The sequence below is a fragment of the Microbacterium fluvii genome (assembly GCF_025515205.1).
In the GTDB taxonomy this organism is placed as follows: domain Bacteria; phylum Actinomycetota; class Actinomycetes; order Actinomycetales; family Microbacteriaceae; genus Microbacterium; species Microbacterium fluvii.
The window spans coordinates 1,530,117-1,554,509 of record NZ_JAOPFX010000001.1 but is presented as its reverse complement, the minus strand read 5'-3'; the positions used below and the strand labels follow the sequence as shown (position 1 = coordinate 1,554,509).

Genomic DNA, 24,393 nt, shown 5'->3' with positions numbered 1-24,393 from the left:
AGATCATGTCGCACGATGAAGACTCGGAGACCGTCGTCGCCGCGCATCTGCGCGCGCCCGCCGATGCCGCCGCCCGCACGGCGCTCGCGGAGCGCGGGCTCGACCTGAGCACCGTGCCCCACGACGACCGCGCGGCCTTCGACCGGTGGCTCGAGGCGATGACGAGGGGCTTTCTCGGCGGCGAGCGCACTCAGGTGCAGCGCGACGCCGCGCACGAGCGGCTCGGCTACCGCCGGCTGATCGGCGTGTTCGACACGACGGCGCCCGAACCCGAGACGCCCGTCGGCACGTTCGCGTCGTGGGTGGCCGAGCTCACGGTCCCCGGCGGTGCGATCGTGCCCGCGTGCGCCGTCAGCTCGGTCACCGTGGCCCCCACCCACCACCGCCGCGGCATCGCCCGCGCCATGATGGAGGGCGAGCTGCGTCACGCCGCGGCGGTGGGCGTGCCGATCGCGACCCTCACCGTGAGCGAGTCGACCCTCTACGGCCGCTACGGCTTCGCACCGGCGGCGGCCGGGGCGAGCTGGCGCATCGAGGCTCGCCGAGCCGGATGGGTCGGGCCGGAGCCGGCAGGGCGGGTGGACTTCATCTCGCGCGAGCGCTGGCGCGAGGTCGCCCCTGCGGTGCACGAGCGGCTGCGCCCCTCGCGCCCCGGCGAGCTGTCGGTTCCCCCCCGGCCACTGGGACGGATTCGCACGGACGCGGCCGGATGCCGAAGAGGCGGGCAAGCTCCGCGCCGTGCAGTACACCGATGCCGAGGGCGCGGTGCGCGGCGTCGCCCTGTACACGCTGAGCGAGAACCACGACGACTTCACGAAGTGGACGGTGGAGGTCGCGGCGCTCATGGCCGAGACGGACGACGCCTCCGCGGCGCTGTGGCGGTTCCTGCTGCAGCTCGACCTCGTCGCCGAGGTGCGTGCAGGAGAGCTCGCCGTCGACGAGGCGCTCCTGTGGATGATCGCCGACCAGCGGGCGGCGACGGTGACGGTCACCGACCACCACTACGTGCGGATCCTCGATGTGCCCGCGGCGCTCACCGCGCGCCGCTACGCGCGGCCGGGGGTCTTCGCCCTCGACGTGCACGACCCGCTGGGGATCGGCGGGGGCAGATTCCTGCTGCGCATCGACGCCGAGGGCGCCGCATCCGTCGATCCGCTCACCGGCGACGCGCCGACGGACGCGGTCGGGGTGAGCCTGGGCACCGCCGAGCTGTCGGCGCTGTATCTCGGCGGAGTGTCGGCGATCGCCCTGGCGGCGGCGGGGCGGCTGCGCTCTGACGATGTCGAGGCGACGGCATCCGCCTTCTCGTGGCACCGCGCCCCTCGGCTGAGCTACTGGTACTGAGCGGGCCGCGGCGGCCGAGCGCCTACCCTGGTAGGGACATGGCGCATCTTCTCGGGGCCGAAGCCCTGCATCTCGAGTTCCCCACCCGCATCGTCTTCGACTCCGTCTCGCTGGGCGTCGACGAGGGCGACCGCATCGGCATCGTGGGCCGCAACGGCGACGGCAAGTCGAGCCTGATGGCGATGCTCGCCGGGCGGCTCGAGCCCGACGCGGGGCGCGTCACGGTCCGAGGAGGCGTGCGGGTCGGCGTGCTCGACCAGGCCGACACCCTCGAGAGCGGCCGGAGCGTGGGCGAGGCGGTCGTCGGCGACACCCCGGAGCACGAGTGGGCGGGCTCCGCTCGCGTGCGCGACGTGATCGCGGGGCTGCTCGGCGGCATCCCGTGGGACGCCCAGGTCGACACGCTCTCGGGCGGGCAGCGCCGACGGGTGGCACTGGCGGCGCTCCTGGTGCGCGACGACGACGTCATCATGCTCGACGAGCCGACCAACCACCTCGACGTCGAGGCCATCGCGTGGCTCGCGGCCCACCTGAAGACGCGCTGGGCCGCGAACGCGGCCGGCCTTCTTGTCGTCACGCACGACCGCTGGTTCCTCGACGAGGTGTGCACACGCACGTGGGAGGTGCACGACCGCATCGTCGAGCCGTTCGACGGCGGCTATGCGGCCTACATCCTGCAGCGGGTCGAACGCGACCGGCAGGCGGCCTCGATCGAGGCGCGTCGGCAGAACCTCGCCCGCAAAGAGCTCGCGTGGCTGCGCCGCGGCGCTCCGGCCCGCACCTCCAAGCCCAAGTTCCGCATCGATGCGGCCAACGCCCTCATCGCCGACGTGCCCGAGATCCGCGACAAGACCGAGCTGCAGTCGCTGGCCGTCTCGCGGCTGGGCAAAGACGTCGTCGACCTGCTCGACGCGGGCGTCACCTACCCTCCGGTCGGGGCCGACCCCGCGCGTGAGGTGCTGCGCGACGTCGAATGGCGCATCGCCCCTGGCGAGCGCACGGGCGTGCTGGGCGTCAACGGCGCCGGCAAGTCGACGCTCCTCGGGCTCATCGCCGGCACCGTCGAGCCCACGAGCGGGCGGGTCAAGCGGGGCAAGACCGTCAAGGTCGCGACCCTCACTCAGCGGATGGACGAGCTCGACGCGCATCTCGACGACCCGGTGCGGGTGGTGATCGGGCGACTGCGCACGACCTATTCGTTCGGCACCGGATCGAAGGCGACCGAGCTGACCCCGGGGCAGCTCCTGGAGCGCATGGGCTTTTCCAGCGCGCAGCTGTCCACACCCGTGAAAGACCTCTCCGGAGGGCAGAAGCGGCGACTGCAGCTGCTGCTGATCCTGCTCGACCAGCCCAACGTGCTGATCCTCGACGAGCCCACCAACGACCTCGACACCGACATGCTCGCGGCCCTCGAAGACCTGCTCGACACGTGGCCCGGCACCCTTCTGGTCGTCTCGCACGACCGCTACTTCCTCGAGCGGGTCACCGACCAGCAGTTCGCCATCCTGCACGGGCGCTTGCGGCACCTTCCGGGCGGCGTCGACGAATACCTGCGGCTGCGCGCCCTCGACGAGGCCCACGCGGCAGCGCCGACGGCATCCGCCCCGGTCTCGACCGGTCTCTCCGGCGCCGAGCTGCGCGCCGCGCAGAAGGAGCTCGCAGCCCTCGAGCGGCGCATGCAGAAGCTCGAGGCGCAGATCTCGACGGCCCGCGCGGCGCTGGCCGATCACGACCAGTCCGACTATGTGGGCCTCGGCGCCGAGATGCAGCGCATCGGGGCGCTGGAGACCGAGCGCGACGAGGCCGAGACGCGGTGGTTCGAGATCACCGAGCAGCTCGACTGAGGTCCGTCACACCCCGAAGCTGAGGCTCAGCTTGCGCAGCAGCGCGGCCAGCCGCTCGCGGTCGCTCTTGGACAGCGACCCCAGCAGCGCCGCCTCGGCGTCGACGAGACGCGTGATGGCGGCATCGACGCGCACCCGCCCGTCTTCGCTGAGGATCACCAGGATGCTGCGCCCGTCGTCGGGGTCGGCTTCGCGGCGCACGAGCCTGCGCCCGACCAGGCGGTCGATCCGATTGGTCATCGTGCCGCTGGAGACGAGGGTCTGCTGCAGCAGCTGCTTCGGGCTCAGGCGGTAGGGCTCCCCGGCCCGGCGGAGCGCGGACAGCACGTCCCACTCCCACGGTTCGAGCTCGCTGCGGCGGAACGCCTCCCTGCGCGCGCGGTCGAGGTGGCGCGAGAGCCGGTCGACGCGTGAGAGCACCTCCAGCGGAGAGAAGTCGAGGTCGGGTCGCTGGGCGAGCCAGGCCTCGACGATGCGGTCGACCTCGTCGGAATGGTGCGGCACGTGCCCATTATCGCCGTGGGCGATCTCTCCGGCGCGCATCGGCCGCCCCGATGATCGCGGTGGCCGGAACCGGCGCCCCGGCCTGGCAGACTTGAGGGGCGGCCCGATCCGGCCGCGGTCCGCCGTGGTGTAATGGCAGCACGACAGCCTTTGGAGCTGTGAGGTCTAGGTTCGAATCCTGGCGGCGGAGCATGACTGAGACGCGCATCGACGAGTCCCTGGCCGTCATCATCCTCGCCGCGGGGCAGGGAACCAGGATGCGGTCGGCGCTGCCGAAGGTGCTGCACCGCATCGGCGGCCGGCCCCTCGTGGGCCACGTGCTCGACACGGCGCGCGATCTCGCGCCCGCGCACGTCGTCGTCGTCGTGCGGCATGAGCGCGATCAGGTCGCCGACGCGGTGCTGGGCGTGGCCCCCGAGGTCGTCGTCGTCGACCAGGACGAGATCGCCGGCACCGGTCGCGCCGTCGAGGTGGCGCTGACGGCGGTGCCCGACTTCGACGGCGACGTGCTGGTGCTGAGCGCCGACGTGCCGCTGCTGGACGCGCAGACCCTCGAGGCCCTCGTGCACGACCACCGCGCTTCGGCGGCCGCGGCCACGCTGCTGACGGCCGTGCTCGACGACCCGACCGGGTACGGGCGCATCCTCCGCGACGCCGACGGCACCGTCGCGCGCATCGTCGAGCAGAAGGACGCCACCCCGGTGGAAGCGGCGGTGACGGAGGTCAACGCCGGCGTCTACGTCTTCCAGGCGGCCTCGCTGCGAACCCAGCTGTCGCTGGTGGGAACCGACAACGCGCAGGGCGAGAAGTACCTCACCGATGTCGTCGGGCTCCTGCGCTCGGCGGACCGGGTGGTGGCGGCATCCGTCGTCCGCGACGTCGCGCTGACGCTGGGGGTCAACGACCGCGCGCAGCTGTCGGAGGCCGGACGACTGCTCAATGCCCGCACCGTGCGGCGGTGGCAGCTCGAGGGCGCGACGATCGTGGACCCCGCGACGACGTGGATCGATGTCACCGCGACGCTCGCGCCCGATGTCACGGTGCTGCCGAACACGCAGATCCTGCGCTCGACGGCGGTCGCCGCCGGCGCGGTCATCGGCCCGGACACGACGCTCGTCGACTGCGAGGTGGGGGAGGGCGCGACGGTCAAGCGCACCGATGCGACGCTCGCCGTCATCGGCGCCGGCGCGACGGTGGGGCCCTTCGCGTACCTGCGCCCAGGAACCGTGCTCGCAGCCTCCGGCAAGATCGGCACGTTCGTCGAGACCAAGAACTCCACGATCGGCGCCGGCAGCAAGGTTCCGCATCTGTCGTACATCGGCGACACCACGATCGGCGCGCACGTCAACCTCGGCGCCGGGGCGATCACGGCGAACTACGACGACCTCGCCAAGCACCGCACCGAGATCGGCGACGAGGTGCACACCGGCTCGCACAACGTGTTCGTCGCGCCGGTTAGGATCGGAGATGGAGCGAAGACCGGTGCCGGAGCGGTCATCCGCAAGGATGTGCCCGCCGGTGCCCTCGCTCTGAGCGTGGCCCCTCAGCGCAACATCGAGGGGTGGGTCGAGAAGAACAGACCGGGAACAGGCGCGGCGCAGGCTGCGGCGCAGGCCGGGTCGTCACAGAAAGCGGACGATGGGACGCAAGAGCAAGACGGTTGACCTGGATCGCGAACACGACATCGCGCCCGGCGTGGTGGCGAAGACCAAGAAGCGACTGGTCATCGCGTCGGGGAGCTCGCATCCCGAGCTGTCACGGCAGGTGGCGGAGGCGATCGGCACCGAGCTGGTTCCGACCGAGCACCGCACCTTCGCCTCCGGCGAGATCCTGACCCGCTTCGAGGTCTCGATCCGCGGATGCGACGCCTTTCTGATCCAGTCGTTCGGCCCGCCCGTCAACGAGTGGCTCATGGAGCTGCTCATCATGCTCGACGCCGCCAAGCGCGCCTCGGCGAAGCGCATCACGGTCGTCGCGCCGTACTACCCCTACTCCCGCCAGGACAAGAAGGGCCGCGGACGAGAGCCCATCAGCGCGCGTCTGGTGGCCGACCTGCTCAAGACCGCCGGCGCCGACCGCGTCATGAGCGTCGATCTGCACGCGGCGCAGATCCAGGGCTTCTTCGACGGCCCCGTCGATCACCTCTTCGCCAAGCCCGTGCTGCTGGACTACTTCGAGCGCACCCTCTCGCCCGAGGACCGGGAGAAGCTCACCGTGGTCTCGCCCGACACCGGCCGGGTGCGCGTCGCCGATCAGTGGTCCGACAGCCTCGGCGCGCCGCTGGCCATCATCCACAAGCGTCGTGACCCGAACGTCGCCAACCAGGTCACCGTCAACGAGATCGTCGGTCAGGTCGCCGGTCGCGTCTGCCTGCTCGTCGACGACATGATCGACACCGGCGGCACGATCGTGAAGGCGGCAGAAGCGCTCAAGGCCAACGGGGCCGAGCGGGTCATCGTCGCGGCGACCCACGCGATCTTCAGCGATCCGGCAGCGCAGCGCCTGCAGAGCCCGGCCATCGACGAGGTCGTCGTCACCGACACGGTGCCGCTGCCCGAGGAGAAGTGCTTCCCAACGCTGACCATCCTGCCGATCGCGCCCCTGCTGGCGCGCGCGATCCGCGAGGTGTTCGAAGACGGATCGGTCACCAGCATGTTCGACGGGGCCGCCTGACCACTAGCCTGACGGCATCGGATTCGGAGGACTCATGGCAGCTCAGCTCACCGATGCGGATCTCACGCTCGTCCGCCCCCACGCGCGCGACGTCGACGACGCGCTCGCATCGCTGCACTCGAGCACGTCGGGGCTGACCTCGGACGAGGCGCGAGAGCGACTCGAGGTGGTGGGGCCGAATCAGCTCCCCGAGCCGAAACGCAAGCCCGCGATCGTGCGCTTCCTGTCGCACTTCAACGACGTTCTGATCTACATCCTGCTGGCCTCCGCGGTGATCAAGGCCGTCATGGGGGACTGGCTGGACTTCTGGGTCATCATGGCGGTCGTCATCATCAACGCGATCATCGGGTACATCCAGGAAGGTCGGGCCGAGAAGGCGCTCGCGGGCATCCGCGCGATGCTCTCGGCTGACGCCAGCGTGCGCCGCGACGGCGGGTGGGCCACCGTCGCCGCCGCCGACCTCGTCCCCGGAGACATCGTGCGGCTCATGCCGGGAGACCGGGTGCCCGCCGACGTACGGCTCACGCAGACCTTCCAGCTGCGCATCGACGAGTCGGCGCTGACGGGCGAATCGGTGCCGGCGTCGAAGTCGCTCGACGCGGTCGACCCTGACGCCGGCGTCGGCGACCGATCGTCGATGGCCTTCTCCGGCACGATCGTGGCCGCCGGTCAGGGCCGCGGCGTCGTCACAGGCACGGGCGTGACGACCGAGATCGGCAAGATCCAGACCCTCGCCGACGAGGCGGGCGCGCTCGCGACGCCGCTGACCCGCCAGCTCGACCAGTTCGGCAAGCTGCTGACGATCATCATCCTGGGCATGGCCGCCGTCATGCTCATGATCGGCCGATTCCTGCATCAGATGCCGTTCGACGACCTCATCTCGGCGGCGATCGGCTTCGCCGTCGCGGCGATCCCCGAGGGCCTTCCCGCACTCGTCACGATCACACTCGCGCTCGGCGTGCAGCAGATGGCCCGCCGCCACGCGATCATCCGCAAGCTCCCCGCAGTCGAGGTGCTGGGGTCGGTCACGACGGTGTGCTCCGACAAGACCGGCACGCTCACCAAGAACGAGATGACGGTGCGCCGTGTCGTCACTCCCGTCGCCGATTATGACGTGACAGGTCTCGGCTACGACCCCGACGGCGAGATCGTCGCGCGAGCGGGGACGGCCGGAGGCGACCTGGCCGCGGTGCTGGCGGTGGCGACCCTCTGCAACGACGCGCACATCGTCCGAAGCGATGCCGGCGCGCCGCAGCTGTGGACCCTGGTGGGCGAGCCCACCGAGGGCGCGCTCAAGGTCGTCGCGATGAAGGGCGGCGCGAGCGCCGACGGCTCGAAGCGGGTGGCCGTCGTGCCCTTCGATTCGGCCAACAAGTTCATGGCGACCCTCAACCAGGGTGCCGACGGCTCGCGCGCGATCCTCGTCAAGGGCGCCCCCGACCGGCTGCTGGAGCGATCGGCGTCGCAGCGCGGTGCCGGCGGGCCGGAGGCCCTGGACATCGTGCGGTGGGAGGGTGCGATCGACGAGCTCAGCTCCGAAGGCCTGCGCGTGCTCGCCGCCGCCCGTCGCCCCGTGGGCTCCGACACCGACGGCGTCGAGATCGACGACCTGCACGACCTCGAGTTCCTGGGGCTCTGGGGCATCGTCGATCCGCCGCGGCCCGAAGCCATCGATGCGATCGCCGACTGTCATCACGCCGGTGTCGCGGTCAAGATGATCACGGGCGACCACGCCGGCACGGCACTCGCGATCGGCCGGGAGATGGGCATCGTCAGCGGCGAGAACCCCCGGGTGCTCACGGGCGCCGAACTCGAGGCCCTCAGTCAGGACCAGCTCACCCAGATCGTTCGCGACGTCGACATCTACGCCCGCACGAGTCCAGAGCACAAGATCCGCATCGTGCGGGCGCTCCAGGCACACGACGAGATCGTCGCGATGACCGGCGACGGCGTCAACGACGCCCCCGCGCTCACGCGCGCGAACGTCGGCATCGCGATGGGCATCAAGGGCACGGAGGCCACCAAAGAGGCCGCCGAGATCGTGCTGGCCGACGACAACTTCGCCACCATCCGCAGCGCCATCCACGAGGGACGGCGCATCTACGACAATCTGCGCAAGTCGATCGTCTTCATCCTGCCCACCAACGGCGCGCAATCGCTCGTGATCCTCATCGCGGTCGTCTTCGGCCTCACTCTGCCGCTGACCAGCGTGCAGGTGCTGTGGATCAACATGATCACGGCCGTCACCCTGTCGCTGGCCCTCGCCTACGAGCCGGCCGAGCGCGGCATCATGTCGCGTCCGCCGCGCAAGACGGGTGGACCGATCATCGACGGGCGCGAGCTGGGCTTCGTGCTCATGGTGTCGGCGATCATCGCGGCCGCGACGATGGGACTGTTCTACACGCAGCTGGCGATCGGCGCCGACCTGGTCTACGCGCGCACCGAGGCAGTCCTCATGCTGGCGCTGGGTCAGCTCGCGTTCCTTTTCAACGCCCGTTTCATGGGGCGCTCGAGCATCACCGTCGATGTGTTCCGCGGCAACCGGATGATCTGGATCTGCTCCGCGGGGCTCCTGGTGCTCCAGCTCGCGTTCACGTATGTGCCCTTCATGAACGTGCTCTTCGAGTCGGCGCCCATCGGCGCCCAGTCGTGGATCGTCCCGATCCTGCTGTCGATCGTGATCTTCTTCGCGGTCGAGGCGCTCAAGGCGGTGCTCCGAGCACGCGAGGCGGCCGCGCTCAAAGCCGGTTCATAGGCTGCTCCTGGAGGATCGCAGAGGTGCCCGCATAGCGTGGGCCATCCAGCCGAGCCGCACCAGGAGGACCGCATGAACCGCATCCAGGCCGCCCCCCGACCCGTCCGCGCCTCCGCCGCCCTCGTCGGCGTCGCGGGGGTCATCGTGCTCGCGGGGTGCTCCGCCGGCGCCGCCGACACGACGGACACGACCGACGACACCGCCGCGACGACGGCGCCGTCGACCGCGGCGACGGCTGACACGAGCGACTCGTCGACGACCGACTCCACCGCTACAGGCGACTACGCCGACGGCACCTACACGGCGGACGGCACCTACGTCGACGGCGGCGGACAGAGCGAGACGATCAGCGTCACCCTCACCCTCGAAGGCGACGTCGTCACCGACGTGCAGGTGTCGGGCGACGCGAAGAGCCCGCAGTCCCAGCAGTACCAGGAGGCCTTCATCGGGGGCGTCGCCGACGTCGTCGTGGGCAAGGACATCGACGATCTCGCGGTGAGCAAGGTGGCCGGATCCTCGCTGACCAGCGGCGGGTTCAACGCGGCGCTCGAGACGATCAAGGCCGAAGCGGCGGCATGACCCCGAGCCCTGCCGTGTGGCGCTTCGATGCCATCGGCACGCGCTGGCAGATCGACACGGACGGCGAGCTCCCCTTCGACACGCGCACCGCGGTGGCGGCCATCATCGATCGGTTCGATCGGGAGTGGTCGCGGTTCCGAGGCGACTCCGTCGTCTCCCGCCTCGCGGCTGCCGGGGGAGAGGTCGACGCTCCCGCTGACGCCGCCGCGATGCTCGAGCTGTATCTCGCCCTCGACGAGGCGACAGGCGGCGCTGTCAATCCGCTCGTCGGAGACGCGCTCGCCCGCCGGGGCTACGACGCGCAGTACCGGCTCGTCGACAGCGGTGCGCAGCCGGCGCCTGCCGACTGGCGCGACGTGCTCTCGTGGTCTGGCGGGCGGCTCGCGCTGCGCGCGGCCGCGACGATCGATGTCGGCGCACTGGGCAAGGGGCGGCTGGTCGACCTCGTCGCCGATGCCGTCGCGGCGCACCTCGGAGGCGCCGTCACGGTCGACGCGGGCGGCGACATCGCGGTGCGGGGGCGCACCGAGCGCATCGCGCTCGAGCACCCCTTCGACACGCGGCGCGCGATCGGCGTGTGGGAGGTGACGGATGCCGCCCTGTGCGCCTCCGCGGTGAATCGCCGCGCGTGGGGCGAGGGGCTCCACCACGTGCTCGACGCGCGCACTGGCGAGCCGGTGCGCGCCTTCGCGGCGACGTGGGCGCTGGCGGCAGATGCCATGACGGCGGATGCTGCGGCCACCGCCCTGTTCTTCGACGGGGGACCGGCTCTCGCGCACCTGTGGGGCGTGCAGTGGGTGCGCATGACCACCGACGGCGCGGTGCAGTGGTCGCCGGGCTGCACGGCCGACGTCTTCGCCCCACAGTGACCTGCGGCCGGTAGTTTGGAAGACGATGTCTCGCCTCGCTGCCGTCTGGAACCGCCTGCTGTCGCTCGTCGGCCGCTTCTCGATGTATCGCCTCGTGCTGCTGGCACTGGTGGGGCTCGAGTCGCTCGCCTTCGTGCTCTCGTTCTTCCAGCTCGTGACGCCTTCTCCGCTCGCGCTCCTGGCCACCTCCGCCGTGCTGGCGGTGTCGTGCCTGGTCGTCGATCTCATCGGCCAGCGGGTCACGGGTCGCGTCTGGCGCTACGAGTCGTCGCTCATCACCGCGCTGATTCTGGTGTTCGTGCTCTACCCCACGGTGGAGCCGGCGGGCCTGGCGGGCATCGCGATCGCGGGCGCCGCCGCATCCGCATCGAAGTACCTCATCGCGTGGCGCGGTCGGCACATCCTCAATCCGGCCGCGCTCGGGGCGACGGTGCTGTCGATCGTGACGGCGGTCTCCGGCCTCTACGCGCTGGGCGCCGCCGGCTGGTGGGTGGGCACGCCCGCCCTTGCCGCGCCCGTCATCGTGCTCGGGTTCCTCGTCGTCGCCCGCGCCGACAAGCTGCGCCCCGTGCTGCTGTTCCTCGTGATCGCCCTGCCGGTCTACGCCCTGCGCGTCGCCACCGCCTACGCGTCGGCGGGACAGTCGGTGCCGCCCGGGCAGATCGTGTCGATGGCGCTGCTGTCGTCGCCCTTCTTCTTCCTCGCGGCCTTCATGTTCTCGGAGCCCCTCACCCAGCCGCCGCGGCGCTGGCAGCAGTACATCGTCGCCGTCGTCGTGGGGCTTCTGGCCGGCTGGCCGCTGACGGTGGGCATCCTCACCTTCGGGCCGGAGGCGGCGGTCGTCGCCGGCAACATCGTGGCGTTCGCCTTCGCCTTCGCGACCCGTGCCAGGCTCACGCTGACCCTGATCGGCCGCGAGCAGCTGACCCCGAGCGTCGAGGAGCTCTCGTTCCGCGCGAGCCGCATGCTGCGCTTCGAGGCGGGGCAGTACCTCGAGCTCGAGGTGCCGCATGCCCACGCCGACGCGCGCGGCACGCGCAGGGAGTTCAGCATCGTCTCGGCTCCGGAGGAGCTGCCCGTCGTCAAGATCGCCATGCGCCGGGGGTCGCAGTCGACCTACAAGAAGGCCCTGGCCGAGGCCGCACCGGGCGCCGAACTGTCGGTCACGGGGGTGTGGGGCGATTTCGTGCTGCCCCGTCACGCCCAGACACCCGTCGTGCTCGTCGCCGCCGGCATCGGGGTGACGCCGTTCGTCTCGCAGCTGCGCCACCTGCGGCTGGCCGGCGACGCGCGCGACGTCGTGTTCGTCTACGTCGCGTCGGGGGCAGAAGACCTCGCCTTCCGCTCAGACCTGGAAGACGCCGGCATCCCCGTCGTCGTGTTCACCCGCGACGAGCCGGCGGGTCTTCCCGAGCGGTGGACGTGGGCGCAGGGCGAGCGGCTGACCGTCGAGTCGCTTCAGCGCGCCGTTCCCGATCTCGCGCGGCGCCACGCCTACATCTCGGGCCCTCCTGGGCTCATCGCCGACCTGGCCCCCGCGCTCGAGCGCGCACACGGACTGACCACCGACGCCTTCAGCGGCTACTGATCGGCGCCGGGCACCGCGGGCCTGGCCGGCAGGCGCACCTCGAAGGTCGTGTCGCCCTGCACGCTGTCGACGCGGATGCTGCCGCCGTGCGCGCTCACGATCGCCTTCGCGATCGACAGCCCGAGGCCCGTGCCTCCGGTCTTGCGGGCGCGGGAGCGGTCGGCGCGGGAGAAGCGCTCGAACAGCGCGTCGGCGATCGCCGGGTCGACGCCGGGGCCGTCGTCGTGCACGCGCAGCACCGCCTCGCGCCCGTCGCGGGCGACCGAGACCGTCACGACCGACCCTGCCGGCGTGTGGGTGCGGGCGTTGGCGAGCAGGTTCGCGACCACCTGGTGCAGCCGTGCGCCGTCACCGGCGATGACGACGGGCTCTTCGCCGAGATCGAGCTTCCACACGTGGTCGGGCCCCGCGGGCCGCGCGTCGGCGACGGCTTCGATCGCCAGCTGCGAGAGGTCGACGGTGCCGTAGACCAGCTCCTGACCCTCGTCGAGCCTGGCCAGCAGCAGCAGGTCCTCCACGAGCGTCGTCATCCGCAGCGACTGGGCCTGGATGCGCTCGAGCGACGACTCCGTCGTCTCGGTGGCGCTCTGTGCGCCGGGCTGGCGGAGCGCCCGCAGCGACAGCTCCGAGAAGCCGCGGATCGAGGCGAGGGGCGTGCGCAGCTCGTGGCTCGCGTCGGCCACGAACGACCGCATCCGCTCCTCATTGCGCTGGCGGGCGTCCAGCGACGCGTCGACATGGTCGAGCAGTGTGTTCAGAGCGTGGCCGACCCGGCCGATCTCGGTGTGCTCGTCTGTCTGATCGGCCGGAACGCGCTCGGCGATCGTGACGGAGCCCTCCGACATCGGCATGGCCGCGACACGGGTGGCGGTGTCGGCCACCGAGCGCAGCGGACGCAGGCTCACGCGCACCACGACGGCGATCGCGAGGGCCAGCAGCACGAGGCCGCCCGCGGTGACCAGGCCCACCGTCGTGAGGATCTGCGCGATCGTCGTGCGCATCTCGCTCATCGGCACGCCGGCCAGCCCCACCACGGTGTTGCTGTTGCCCAGCCCGATCGGGGCGACGAGGTAGTCGCCCAGGCCCGTCACGTCGACGACGCTCCCGTTGGGGTCGTCGACTCCCGCCACGAGCTGGTCGATCTGGGCGGAGGTGAGCTCGACGACCTCGTCGTCGGCGTCGATGTAGGCGCCGGTGGGGTCACCGCTGGTCGAGCTCAGCACGAGGAGGAAACCCTGCTCGACCCTGCTCTCCTGCAGCACGGTGGCCGCATCGCGCGAGTCGATCGGGTAGCCGGGCTGGAACAGCTGCACGCGATTGGCGGTGTCCTTCAGCTGCGAGCGCAGGTTCTGCTGCAGGATGCTGCCGAGGATCGCGCTGGTGGCCAGGCCCACCGCGATGAGGATCAGCGCCACGATCCCGGTGATCGTGATCATGAGCTTGGTCTGCAGGCTCCAGCGCCGGCGGGGTCGACGCGTCGTCGCCTCCGCGGTGGCGGAGGTCACTGCGGCGCTTTGATCATGTAGCCGACGCCGCGCACCGTGTGGATGAGCGGCTCGAAGCCGGCGTCGATCTTCTTGCGGAGGTACGAGATGTACAGCTCGACGACGCTCGAGCGTCCGCCGAAGTCGTAGTTCCACACCCGATCGAGGATCTGGGCCTTCGAGACGACGCGGCGCTGGTTGCGCATGAGGTAGCGCAGCAGCTCGAACTCGGTCGCGGTCAGTTCGATCTGGCGGCCCGACCGCTCCACTTCGTGGCTGTCTTCGTTGAGCGAGAGGTCGGCGACCCGCAGGATCGGCTCCGACTCGTCGGCCAGGGCGCTGCCGGCCCTGCGCATGAGGCCGCGGAGGCGCGCGACCACCTCTTCGAGGCTGAAGGGCTTGGTGACGTAGTCGTCACCGCCGGCGGTCAGGCCCGCGACGCGGTCGCCGACCGAGTCCTTCGCGGTGAGGAACAGCACCGGCACGTCGTTGCCCGACTGGCGCAGCCGCTGCAGCACGGCCATGCCGTCGAGGTCGGGCATCATGATGTCGAGCACCATGGCGTCGGGCTCGAACTCGCGCGCCGACTGCAGCGCCTGGAAGCCGCTCGCCGCGGTGCGCACGTCCCAGCCCTCCATCCGCAGTGCCATCGAGAGCAGGTCGGTGAGCATCTGCTCGTCGTCGACGACGAGCACACGCAGCGCGGAGCCGTCGGGGCGGTGCAGGGAGGTGGCGGGGGCTGTGGCGGTCATGGGGACCATTGTGCTCTGCCGGCTATGCGATTCCTATGGGGGATGTTATGCGATGGCTGTGAGTCTGCGATCGAGGTGGTCGTAGGGTGGCGACATGTCTGTCATCGACACCGCGGTCTACCTCGATGGGGAGCTCGTCGCGCGCGCATCCGACCCGTTCGCGGCGATCCACGAGGCACGCTCGCGCGGCGGGCTCGTCTGGATCGGCCTGAGGAGGACGGATGCGGCGGAGCTGCAGGTTCTCGCCGACCTGCTGCGGCTGCATCCGCTCGCCGTGCGCGACTGCCTGCGCGGACACCAGCGCGCCAAGCTGGAGAAGTTCGGCGAGATGGCATTCCTCGTGCTGCAGCCGGCGCAGTACCACGACGACACCGAGACGGTGGAGGTCTCGGAGGTCGACCTGTTCGTCGGGCCCGACTACATCGTCACGGTGCAGGAAGACGATGCGGTCGACACCGACGCCGTGCGGGCGCGGCTGGAGACGCATCCCGAAGTGCTCCGCAGGGGGTCGTACGGCATCGTGTGGGCGCTCATCGAAGAGGTCATCAATGGGTATCGCCCCGTCACCGACGGCGTGGAGAACGACATCGACGAGATCGAGGCGCAGCTGCTGAGCGAGCAGCCGCAGGTCTCGCACCGCATCTTCGCGCTGCAGCGCGAGGTCATCGACCTGCAGCACGCCACGACGCCGCTGGTCGACATGCTCGAGCAGCTCGAGCAGGTGGTCGCCGACCGCGAGGCACCGCTGCGGGCGGAGGCGCTGCGGCTGAGCCGAGAGCGGGCGCAGCATGTCGTCGAGCGCGTCGACGGCTTCCGTCACACGCTGGAGTCCGCCCTCACCGTGCACGCGACCCTCGTCGAGCAGCAGAACAACGAGTCGATGCGCCGCATGACCGAGCAGAGCCTGCTGCAGAACGACCAGGTGAAGAAGATCTCGTCGTGGGCGGCGATCGGCCTCGCCCCCACGGTGATCACCGGCATCTACGGCATGAACTTCCGCTACATGCCCGAACTCGACCAGCCGTGGGGCTACCCGTTCGCCCTCGGGCTCATGATCGCGGTCTCGAGCCTGCTCTACGTCGTCTTCAAGAAGCGCGACTGGCTCTGAGGGTCAGTGCGTGTCTTCTGCCTCGACCTCGGTGCGGTCGCCCGACCACAGGGTGTGGAACGTGCCCTCGCGGTCGATGCGCTTGTAGGTGTGGGCGCCGAAGAAGTCGCGCTGCCCCTGGATGAGGGCGGCCGGCAGCCGGTCGGCGCGCAGCCCGTCGTAGTAGGCCAGCGATGAGGCGAACGCGGGAGCGGGGATGCCGGCGCCCGCGGCCGTCGACACGATGCGGCGCCACGCACCCTGTGCGCGCCCGAGCGCCTCGACGAAGTACGGCGCCGTCATGAGCACCGCAAGCTCCGGGGTCGCCGCGTAGGCGTCGGAGATGCGGTTGAGGAACTGCGCGCGGATGATGCAGCCGCCGCGCCAGATCTTGGCGATCGCGCCCAGGTCGATCGACCAGTCGTACTCGGCGGCGCCGGCGCGGATCTCGTCGAAGCCCTGCGAGTAGGCGACGATCTTCGAGGCGTACAGGGCCAGCCGCACGTCTTCGATGAACGCGTCGGCGTCGTCGACCGTGAGCGCCTCGACGGGGCCGGGGAGCGCGCCCGCGACGCTGCGCTGCTCGGGGTGGCTCGACAGCGACCGCGCGAACACGGCCTCGGCGATGCCCGAGACCGGGGTGCCCAGGTTGAGCGCGGTCTGCACCGTCCAGGCTCCCGTGCCCTTGGCTCCGGCCTGATCGACGATGACGTCGACGAGGGGCTGCCCCGTGGCGGCGTCGGTCTGCCGCAGCACCTCGGCGGTGATCTCGATCAGATAGCTCTCGAGCTCACCGCGGTTCCACTCGGCGAACACGTCGGCGATCTCGGCGGGGCTCTTGCCGGTGCCGCGGCGGATGAGGTCGTAGGCCTCGGCGATGAGCTGCATGTCGGCGTACTCGATGCCGTTGTGCACCATCTTGACGAAGTGGCCGGCGCCGTCGTGGCCGACGTGCGTCACGCACGGCTCGCCCTCGGCGACCGCAGCGATCGAGCGCAGGATCGGCCCCAGGGTCACCCACGACTCGTCCGAGCCGCCGGGCATGATCGAGGGCCCCGTGAGGGCGCCCTCCTCGCCGCCGGAGATCCCGGCGCCGACGAAGTTGATGCCCGTGGCGCGCACGGCCTTCTCGCGGCGGATCGTGTCGGTGAAGAGGGCATTGCCGCCGTCGACGATGATGTCGCCGGGCTCGAAGACGTCGACGAGCGCGTCGATGACGGCGTCCGTCCCCGCGCCCGCCTTGACCATGATGATCGCCGTGCGGGGCTTGGCCAGCGACGCCGCGAACTCGTCGTACGTGAAGGCGGGCACGAACTCCGCCTCCGGGTGCGCCGCGACCAGCTCGTCGGTCTTCGAGCGCGAGCGGTTGAAGACGGCGACGGTGTTGCCCTCGCGTGATGCGAGGTTGCGAGCGAGGTTCGAGCCCATGACGGCAAGACCGACGACTCCGATGTTGGCCTGGGACACACGCACTCCTTGACAGAGAGAATCGAGAGGGGGTCGCCTCCAGCCTAGAGTCTGAACGTGCGCATCGTCGTGATGGGGCCCTCGGGGTCGGGAAAATCCGCCGTCGGAGCGGCGCTCGCGAATCGATCGGGCCTGCGTTTCATCGACGCCGACGACCTGCATCCGCCGGAGAACGTCGCCAAGATGACGGCGGGCGTGCCGCTCGACGACGACGACCGGATGCCGTGGCTCGACCTCGTGGGAGCCGCCCTGGCCGCACACGACGACGTCGTGGTCGCCTGCTCGGCGCTCGCCCGGCGTTACCGCGAACGGATCCTCGCGGTGGCGCACGAGGCGATCTTCGTCGAGCTCGACGTCGAGCGGGCCGAGCTGGAGCGGCGTATGCGAGCGCGCGACCACTTCATGCCACCGGCGCTGCTGGACTCGCAGCTGGCCGTGTGGGAGCACCTCGCCGCCGATGAGCCGGGTGTGCGCGTCGCCGTCGCCTGGCGCGACGTGGACGGCGTCGCCGCGGCCGCGCAGGCGGCGCTGGATCAGTCCTTGCGGTAGCCGGCGCGACCCAGCGAGAAGAACGCGGCGGCCGTTCCCACGACGCCGCCGAGGGCGATGAGGGCGATGACGCCCATGAGGATGTTGGTGGCGGTCTGGCTGTCGATCATCGTTCCTCCGGGTGGGGCTGCGGGCATCGTCGGCGCGCCCGGCGTGGCGCTGGTAGACTTGACGATCGTACTTCGGCGAGGGATGCCTCCGCTGCCCGAGAGGGAGCGAGCGCATCCGTGATCGACGCGGTGAAGCAGGCTCACGGCTTTCCTCACGCGCATGCGTTCGAGTCGAACCACAGACCCCACATCCCGGGCCCGTGTGCCCTGCAAGGAGAATCAGAATGTCGACCGAGACCGACAACAAGGTCACCGCGGAGCTCCGCGAGAACTTCGGCAAGGGCTACGCCCGTCGCCTGCGCGCGACCGGCCAGATCCCCGCCGTGCTCTACGGCCACGGCACCGACCCGGTGCACGTCGCCCTCCCCGGCCACCAGGTCGCGCTGCTGCTGCGTCGCGCCAACGCCCTCCTCGAGCTCGACATCGCCGGCAAGAGCCAGCTCGCGCTCGTCAAGGACGTGCAGAAGGATCCGGTGCACCAGATCATCGAGCACATCGATCTGCTCGTCGTGAAGAAGGGCGAGAAGTTGCAGGTCGAGGTGCCGATCGTCGTCGTGGGCGAGTCGTTCGCCGGCACGATCGCCAACCTCGACAACACCTCGGTCGCGCTCGAGGTCGAGGCCACGCACATCCCCGAGCACATCGAGGTCGACGTCGAGGGCCTCGAAGAGGGCGCTCGCATCACCGCCGCCGACCTGACGCTCCCCAAGGGCGCGGCGCTGGTCGCCGACCCCGAGCTGCTCATCGTCGCCGTCTCGGTGCCCGCCGCCGCGCTGGCCGCCGAAGAGGAGATCGCCGAGGCCGACGAGGCTGTGGCCGAGGCGCAGGCCGAGGAGTCGGCCGAAGCCGCCGAGTAAGCATTCATCGTGTGACGGAGCCCGTCGCCGCCTGACCGGCGGTGGCGGGCTCCGTCGTCGGAAGGAGCACCATGGCCGAGACCTGGCTCGTCGTGGGACTGGGAAACCCCGGTCCCCGCTACGAGGCGACCCGGCACAACGTCGGCCAGATGGTGATCGACGAGCTCGCCGCCCGCCGCGGCGAGGGCTTCAAGGCGCACAAGGCGAACGCGCGGGTCGCCGAGACGTGGCTGCGCCCCGGGGCGGCCAAGCTCATCCTCGCCAAGCCCACCTCGTTCATGAACGTCTCCGGCGGCCCCGTCGCGGGCCTCGCGAAGTTCTACGGGATCGCCCCCGAGCGCATCGTCGTCGTGCACGACGAACTCGACATCCCGTTCGACACGATCAAGCTCAAGACCGGCGGCGGCCACGGCGGCCACAACGGCGTGCGCGACGTCGCCAAGGCGCTCGGCACCGCCGACTTCCCGCGGGTGCGGGTCGGCATCGGGCGGCCCGTCGGCCGTCAGGAGGCCGCGGACTGGGTGCTCGATCCGTTCGGCGCCGCCGAGCGCCAGAACCTGCCGATCCTCGTCGGCGACGCGGCGGATGCCGTCGAGCAGCTCATCGACGAGGGGCTTCTGGCCGCCCAGCAGCGCCACCACGCGCCCCGGGTGTGAGAGGCGGCGCGTAGACTCGTCCGGTGACAGTTCCCGGGATCGTGCGCGCCCTCGAGCAGGCTGAACCGTTCCGGGAGGCGGTGGTCGCGGCATCCCGCGACGGCGACTTCTCGCTCGTCGAGGGCCTGGACGCACCGCTGCTGGCGGCCCTCATCGAGCGGCGGCGCGCAGGCGGCAAGCCGGGCGTGCTGCTGGCGATCACTCCCACCGGCCGCCGCGCCGATGCCCTGGGCCCTGCTCTTTCGGCGCTGCTGCCCGGCGCCGAGGTGCTGCACTTCCCGGCATGGGAGACGCTGCCGCACGAGCGGCTGAGCCCGAGCGCCGAGACGGTCGGTCAGCGACTCGATGTGCTGCGGCGCATCGCCCGATGGGACGCCGCGTCGCCCCTGGTCGTCACGGCATCGGTGCGCGCGGCGCTGCAGCCGCTCGCGGCGGGCCTCGCCGACGTCGAGCCGCTCGCCCTCACCGTCGGCGGCAGGGGTCACGAGCTGCGTGCCGTGACCGAGCGCCTTGTGGAGCTCGCCTACCACCGCGTCGACATGGTCTCGCGCCGCGGCGAGTTCGCGGTGCGCGGCGGCATCCTCGACGTGTTCCCTCCCGTGGCCGACCACCCCTGCCGCGTCGAGTTCTTCGGCGACGAGGTCGACCAGATCCGGGCCTTCTCGGTCGCCGATCAGCGGTCGCTGCCCGAGGCTGTGGCCACCGTCGAGCTCGTGCCGGCCCGCGAACTGCTGCTCACGGCATCCGTGCGCGAACGCGCCGAGCAGCTCAAGGCGGCCTTCCCCGGCCTTGCCGGCATGCTCGAGAAGATGACGGCGGGCATCCCCGTGGAGGGGATGGAGTCGCTGACCCCGGCGCTCGTGGACCGTGTGGTGTCGCTGGCCGATTACCTGCCGGTCGGCGGTGCGATCGCGCTGCTCGACCCCGAGCGTTCGGTGACGCGCGCCATGACCCTCGGCGAGACCAACCGCGAGTTCCTCGAGGCGGCCTGGAGCGCGGCGACGGCGGGGGCGAGCGCTCCCGTCGACCTCGGCTCGGGCGACTTCCTGACGCTTCCCGCCCTGCATGCGGCCGCGCGCGAGCGCGAGCAGGTGTGGTGGGGGCTCTCCGCGTTCGACTCAGGGGAGGCGGATGCGGCGGCCGACGGCCTCATCGACATCGATGCGGCGCTCGAGAACGCGGCCGTCGTGCGTGTGCCCGGCACCGCGGTGCCCTCTTTCCAGGGCAACGTCGACGGGGCCACCGCCCATGTCGGTGCGCTCGTCGCCGACGGGTGGCGGGTCGTCGTGGCGGCGTCGGGCGCAGGCCTGGTCGACCGTGCCCGCGACGTGCTCTCCGAGCGCGGCATCGCGGCGCGCCGGGTCGACGAGGTGCTCACGGCCCCCGAGCCGGGCGTCGTGCACGTCGTGGCCGCGACGCTCGAGCGCGGTTTCGAGTCGCCGGAGGCGAAGCTCGCGGTGCTCACCGAGAGCGAGTTCTACGGCCGCACGATCGGCGGCGACACGCGCGTCGTCAAGAAGCTCGCCTCGCGGCGGCGCAACGTCGTCGACCCGCTGCAGCTCAAGCCCGGCGAGGTCGTCGTGCACGCGACCCATGGCATCGGGCGCTTCGTCGAGCTCACCCAGCGAGAGGTGTCGTCGGGCGGTCGCAATCCCGTCAAGAGCAAGCGCGAGTACCTCGTGCTCGAGTACGCCCCCAGCAAGCGCGGCTACCCGGGCGACAAGCTGTTCGTTCCCACAGATCAACTCGACCTGCTGTCGAAGTACGTCGGGGGCGAGGCCCCCGTGCTCTCGAAGATGGGCGGCAGCGACTGGGCGGCCGCCAAGGGCAAGGCACGGAAGGCCGTGCGCGACATCGCGGTGGAGCTCGTCAAGCTCTATTCGGCGCGGATGGCTGCCAAGGGGCACGCCTTCGGCCCCGACACCCCGTGGCAGCGCGAGCTCGAAGAGGCGTTCCCGTTCGCGGAGACCCTCGATCAGCTGCAGACGATCGACGAGATCAAGGCCGATATGGAAAAGCCCATCCCGATGGACCGGCTGCTGTCGGGCGACGTGGGGTTCGGCAAGACCGAGGTCGCGGTGCGTGCCGCGTTCAAGGCGATCCAGGACGGCAAGCAGGTCGCGATGCTCGTGCCGACGACGCTGCTGGTCAAGCAGCACCTCGACACCTTCACCGAGCGGTTCGCAGGCTTCCCGGTGAAGGTGCGACCGCTGTCGCGCTTCCAGACCGACAAGCAGGCCGCCGACACCCTCGCGGGGCTCACCGACGGCACCGTCGACCTCGTCATCGGCACCCACCGCATCCTCACCGAGAAGGTCATCTTCAAAGACCTGGGCCTTCTCATCATCGACGAGGAGCAGCGGTTCGGCGTCGAGCACAAGGACCAGCTGAAGAAGCTCAAGACCAACGTCGACATCCTCGCGATGAGCGCGACGCCCATCCCTCGGACGCTGGAGATGGCGGTGACCGGCATCCGCGAGATGTCGACCCTCGCGACGCCGCCAGAGGACCGTCACCCGATCCTGTCGTACGTCGGCGCGCGCAACGACAAGCAGATCGCCGCCGCGATCCGCCGCGAGCTGCTCCGTGAGGGGCAGGTGTTCTACGTGCACAATCGCGTGCAGTCGATCCAGCGCGTCGCAGCCGACCTCGCCGAGCTCGTGCCGGAGGCGCGCATCGCCGTCGCCCACGGCAAGATGGGCGAGCACCAGCTCGAGCAGGTCGTCGACGACTTCTGGGAGCGCAAGAGCGACGTGCTGGTCTCGACGACGATCATCGAGACGGGCCTGGACATCTCCAACGCCAACACGATCATCATCGACCGCGCCGACAAGTACGGCCTCTCGCAGCTGCACCAGCTGCGAGGGCGCGTCGGCCGAGGGCGTGAGCGGGCGTATGCGTACTTCCTCTACGACGACCTCAAGCCCCTGAGCGAGACCGCCGCCGACCGGCTCGAGACCATCGCCGTCAACAACGACCTCGGCAGCGGCATGCAGGTGGCGCTGAAAGACCTCGAGATCCGCGGCGCCGGGAACCTCCTCGGCGCCGAGCAGGCCGGCCACATCGCCGGGGTCGGCTTCGACCTGTATCTGCGCATGATCGGCGAGGCCGTGGCCACCTTCCGCGGCGAGGACACCGAGGGACCCACCGAGCTGCGGCTCGAGCTGCCCGTGCAGGCCCGCATCCCCGAGGAGTACATCGACAGCGAGCGGCTGCGACTGGAGGCGTACCAGAAGCTGTCTGCCGCAGCATCCGCCTCGGCGAAGGACGACGCCATCGACCTCGTCATCGACGAGCTGCGCGACCGCTACGGCGAGCCGCCCGCCGAGACAGAGGGGCTGCTCGCGGTCGCGCGGCTGCGCCGGCGGGCGGCCAAGGCGGGACTCGCCGACGTCGTGGCGATGGGCCCGAACCTGCGGATCGCCCCGGCGCACCTGCCCGACTCGATGCGGGTGCGCCTGCAGCGGCTGCACCCCAAGGCGAAGCTGCTGGCAGGCGGCGACGCGCTGGTCGTGCCGCTGCCGAGCGCCGGCGGGGAGCCGGTCGGCGACGCAGACCTCATCGCATGGGTCGGCCAGCTGATCGATCAGCTGTGGCCGGCGAAGGATGCCGCGGCCTCGCCCGCGGTGTAACCTCGCGCCGCTTCTGCGACCCAGCCGCCCACCCGGTCGCACAACGTGCGACTTCAGCGCGCGGTGGGCGCCGGTTCTGTGACCGCCCGGACGGGGCAGTCGCAGAAGGTGTGAGGTGGCGGCGGCACAACCGCAGGATCTGAGACCGCAGGGGACGGCCGGTCTCGCACGTCGCAGGTGCGCGGAGGCCCACGCGAGGTGCGGGCCTCAGATCGATATCCAGTCCGCGGCGAGGGCGACGATGGCCACCACCGCGCCGACCAGCACGACGGCGAACACGACCGCCTCGCGGCGGGAGAACACCCTTCGGCCCGCCTCGCGCCTGGTCATCGCGAACAGTACCGTCGCGGGGGCGTAGATGAGTGCCGAGACCAGCAGATAGGTGACCCCGGCGGCCACGAGGAGGAAGACCGCGTACAGGGCCGCCCCGACGGCGATCAGGAGCGCCCCGGGGCGGCGGGACTCATCCGGCGCTGCGGCATCCCGGCCCGCTGCGACGCGCACGCCGTAGCCGGCGGCCAGCAGGTACGGGATCAGTACGAGCGAACTCGTGAGGTTGAGGGCGAAATCGAACGCGTCGGCCGAGAAGAGCACGACGATCAGGCCCACCTGCGCCACGGCCGACGACATCAGCAGAGCGGAGGTGGGCACATCTCGGCGGTCGTCGGCGCGCAGGAACCGGGGCATGTCGCCGTCGCGGGCGGCCACCAGGAGCACCTCGGCGGCCATCAGCACCCACGCCAGGTACGCACCGAGCACCGAGACGATGAGGCCGATGCTCACCAGCATCCCGCCCCACGGACCGACGACCGCCTCGAGCACGCCCGCCATCGACGGCTGGTGCAGCGCGGCGATCTGGTCGCGCGGCAGGATGCCGTACGACACGATCGTCACCGATGCGAAGATCGCGAAGACGCTGAGGAAGCCGAGCGTCGTGGCGCGGCCGACGTCGCGGCGACGCTTCGCGTGGCGGGAGTACACGCTCGCCCCCTCGACGCCGAGGAAGACGAACACCGTCACGAGCATCGTGCCCTGCACCTGCGATAGGAGCGATCCGGCATCCGCTCCGCCGCCCCAGTTCGCCGCGAACACGGCGGGGTCGAGGGCGAACGCGCACAGCGCGACGAACACGAGGATCGGCACGACCTTGGCCACCGTGACGACGTGGTTGATCGCCGCGGCCTGGCGCGCGCCGCCGCGAATCAGCAGGAAGAACGTCCACAGCAGCACCGAGGCGATGCCGATCGCCAGTGGCGTGTCGCCCGCCCCGAGCGCGGGGAAGAAGGCGCCGAGCGTCGACATGATGAACACGAGGTAGAAGACGTTGCCCGCGCAGGCGCTCGCCCAGTAGCCGAACGCCGAGAAGAACCCGAAGTACTCCCCGAAGCCGGCCCGCGCGTAGGCGTAGACGCCGGCGTCGAGGTGCGGGCGCCGCACGGCGAGCTGCTGGAAGACCAGCGCGAGGAGGAACGTGCCGCCGCCGGCGACCGCCCACGCGATGAGGGCGCCGGCGACCCCCGTCTCGACGGCGAACCGCGCCGGCAGCGAGAAGACGCCCGCGCCGACCATCGAGCCCACGACGAGCCCGCCCATCGTGGGCATCGACAGCTTCGCGGCCGGCGCCGCCTCGTCTGCGCTCACGC

The 24,393-nt window shown here is 70.9% G+C and carries 19 protein-coding genes, 1 tRNA gene and 1 pseudogene; 15 read left to right on the top strand and 6 right to left on the bottom strand.

The annotated features are described in order from the left end of the window. Positions 1-5 precede the first annotated feature (5 nt). From OAW74_RS07230 to OAW74_RS07220, 3 genes and pseudogenes are all read left to right on the top strand, one after another. Positions 6-446, top strand: a pseudogene (locus tag OAW74_RS07230) (GNAT family N-acetyltransferase); the annotation flags it as partial. 172 nt (positions 447-618) lie between these two features. Continuing rightward, positions 619-1,344 carry a sterol carrier protein domain-containing protein gene (locus OAW74_RS07225; RefSeq protein WP_262873950.1) on the top strand — a complete coding sequence of 242 codons (726 nt, stop codon included), beginning with the start codon at positions 619-621 and terminating at the stop codon, positions 1,342-1,344. 38 nt (positions 1,345-1,382) lie between these two features. Beyond that, a complete protein-coding gene (locus OAW74_RS07220) occupies positions 1,383-3,188 on the top strand; it encodes an ABC-F family ATP-binding cassette domain-containing protein (RefSeq protein WP_262873622.1) in 1,806 nt (601 codons plus the stop codon). A 6-nt stretch (positions 3,189-3,194) separates the two neighbouring features. Here the strand turns inward: OAW74_RS07220 and OAW74_RS07215 are convergent, their stop codons facing one another. Beyond that, positions 3,195-3,731: a MarR family winged helix-turn-helix transcriptional regulator gene (locus OAW74_RS07215; RefSeq protein WP_262873621.1), complete on the bottom strand. Its 537-nt coding sequence runs from the start codon at positions 3,729-3,731 to the stop codon at positions 3,195-3,197. A 79-nt stretch (positions 3,732-3,810) separates the two neighbouring features. Between OAW74_RS07215 and OAW74_RS07210 the strand changes: the two genes are divergently transcribed. From OAW74_RS07210 to OAW74_RS07180, 7 genes are all read left to right on the top strand, one after another. Next, positions 3,811-3,882 (top strand) — tRNA-Gln (locus OAW74_RS07210). Between the two features lies 1 nt (position 3,883). Next, a complete protein-coding gene (gene glmU, locus OAW74_RS07205; protein WP_262873620.1) occupies positions 3,884-5,356 on the top strand; it encodes a bifunctional UDP-N-acetylglucosamine diphosphorylase/glucosamine-1-phosphate N-acetyltransferase GlmU in 1,473 nt (490 codons plus the stop codon). Continuing rightward, a complete protein-coding gene (locus OAW74_RS07200) occupies positions 5,331-6,365 on the top strand; it encodes a ribose-phosphate diphosphokinase (RefSeq protein WP_262873619.1) in 1,035 nt (344 codons plus the stop codon). Before glmU ends, OAW74_RS07200 begins: the two co-directional genes overlap by 26 nt. 34 nt (positions 6,366-6,399) lie before the next feature. Beyond that, a complete protein-coding gene (locus tag OAW74_RS07195) occupies positions 6,400-9,120 on the top strand; it encodes a cation-translocating P-type ATPase (RefSeq protein ID WP_262873618.1) in 2,721 nt (906 codons plus the stop codon). Positions 9,121-9,192: 72 nt separating this feature from the next. Then, positions 9,193-9,699 carry a hypothetical protein gene (locus OAW74_RS07190; RefSeq protein WP_262873617.1) on the top strand — a complete coding sequence of 169 codons (507 nt, stop codon included), beginning with the start codon at positions 9,193-9,195 and terminating at the stop codon, positions 9,697-9,699. After that, a complete protein-coding gene (locus OAW74_RS07185) occupies positions 9,696-10,568 on the top strand; it encodes an FAD:protein FMN transferase (RefSeq protein WP_262873616.1) in 873 nt (290 codons plus the stop codon). The genes OAW74_RS07190 and OAW74_RS07185 overlap by 4 nt, the downstream gene beginning before the upstream one ends. Positions 10,569-10,593: 25 nt before the next feature. After that, on the top strand, positions 10,594-12,156 hold the full coding sequence (locus tag OAW74_RS07180) for an FAD-dependent oxidoreductase (RefSeq protein ID WP_262873615.1): 1,563 nt from the start codon (positions 10,594-10,596) through the stop codon (positions 12,154-12,156). Here OAW74_RS07180 and OAW74_RS07175 read toward each other — a convergent pair. Beyond that, the gene (locus tag OAW74_RS07175) at positions 12,150-13,661 is read right to left on the bottom strand and encodes a sensor histidine kinase (protein WP_316250207.1); all 1,512 of its coding nucleotides are present in this window, start codon (positions 13,659-13,661) and stop codon (positions 12,150-12,152) included. The two genes, OAW74_RS07180 and OAW74_RS07175, sit on opposite strands and share 7 nt — an antisense overlap. After that, a complete protein-coding gene (locus OAW74_RS07170; RefSeq protein ID WP_262873614.1) occupies positions 13,658-14,392 on the bottom strand; it encodes a response regulator transcription factor in 735 nt (244 codons plus the stop codon). Before OAW74_RS07170 ends, OAW74_RS07175 begins: the two co-directional genes overlap by 4 nt. Before the next feature lie 94 nt (positions 14,393-14,486). On the opposite strand from OAW74_RS07170, the gene OAW74_RS07165 reads away from it, so the two are divergent. Next, entirely contained in the window at positions 14,487-15,500 is a 1,014-nt protein-coding gene (locus OAW74_RS07165; protein WP_262873613.1) for a magnesium and cobalt transport protein CorA, read from the top strand. A 3-nt stretch (positions 15,501-15,503) separates the two neighbouring features. Here OAW74_RS07165 and gndA read toward each other — a convergent pair whose 3' ends face one another. Beyond that, complete coding sequence (gene gndA / locus OAW74_RS07160) at positions 15,504-16,946, bottom strand: NADP-dependent phosphogluconate dehydrogenase (RefSeq protein ID WP_378733545.1); 1,443 nt, start codon at positions 16,944-16,946, stop codon at positions 15,504-15,506. A gap of 72 nt (positions 16,947-17,018) precedes the next feature. On the opposite strand from gndA, the gene OAW74_RS07155 reads away from it, so the two are divergent. Continuing rightward, positions 17,019-17,495 (top strand): gluconokinase, encoded by a 477-nt coding sequence (locus OAW74_RS07155; RefSeq protein ID WP_262873948.1) that lies wholly within the window; start codon positions 17,019-17,021, stop codon positions 17,493-17,495. Here OAW74_RS07155 and OAW74_RS07150 read toward each other — a convergent pair. Next, on the bottom strand, positions 17,480-17,605 hold the full coding sequence (locus tag OAW74_RS07150) for a hypothetical protein (protein WP_262873611.1): 126 nt from the start codon (positions 17,603-17,605) through the stop codon (positions 17,480-17,482). The two genes, OAW74_RS07155 and OAW74_RS07150, sit on opposite strands and share 16 nt — an antisense overlap. 224 nt (positions 17,606-17,829) lie before the next feature. On the opposite strand from OAW74_RS07150, the gene OAW74_RS07145 reads away from it, so the two are divergent. The 3 genes from OAW74_RS07145 to mfd all read left to right on the top strand — a co-directional run bounded on the left by OAW74_RS07145 (position 17,830) and on the right by mfd (position 22,750). Next, a complete protein-coding gene (locus tag OAW74_RS07145) occupies positions 17,830-18,462 on the top strand; it encodes a 50S ribosomal protein L25/general stress protein Ctc (protein ID WP_262873610.1) in 633 nt (210 codons plus the stop codon). 71 nt (positions 18,463-18,533) lie between these two features. After that, a complete protein-coding gene (pth, locus tag OAW74_RS07140; protein ID WP_262873609.1) occupies positions 18,534-19,118 on the top strand; it encodes an aminoacyl-tRNA hydrolase in 585 nt (194 codons plus the stop codon). A gap of 23 nt (positions 19,119-19,141) precedes the next feature. Further along, positions 19,142-22,750 carry a transcription-repair coupling factor gene (gene mfd / locus OAW74_RS07135; protein WP_262873608.1) on the top strand — a complete coding sequence of 1,203 codons (3,609 nt, stop codon included), beginning with the start codon at positions 19,142-19,144 and terminating at the stop codon, positions 22,748-22,750. A gap of 207 nt (positions 22,751-22,957) precedes the next feature. On the opposite strand, the gene OAW74_RS07130 is transcribed toward mfd, so the two are convergent. Continuing rightward, on the bottom strand, positions 22,958-24,391 hold the full coding sequence (locus OAW74_RS07130) for a basic amino acid/polyamine antiporter (protein ID WP_262873607.1): 1,434 nt from the start codon (positions 24,389-24,391) through the stop codon (positions 22,958-22,960). Between the last annotated feature and the right edge of the window lie 2 nt (positions 24,392-24,393).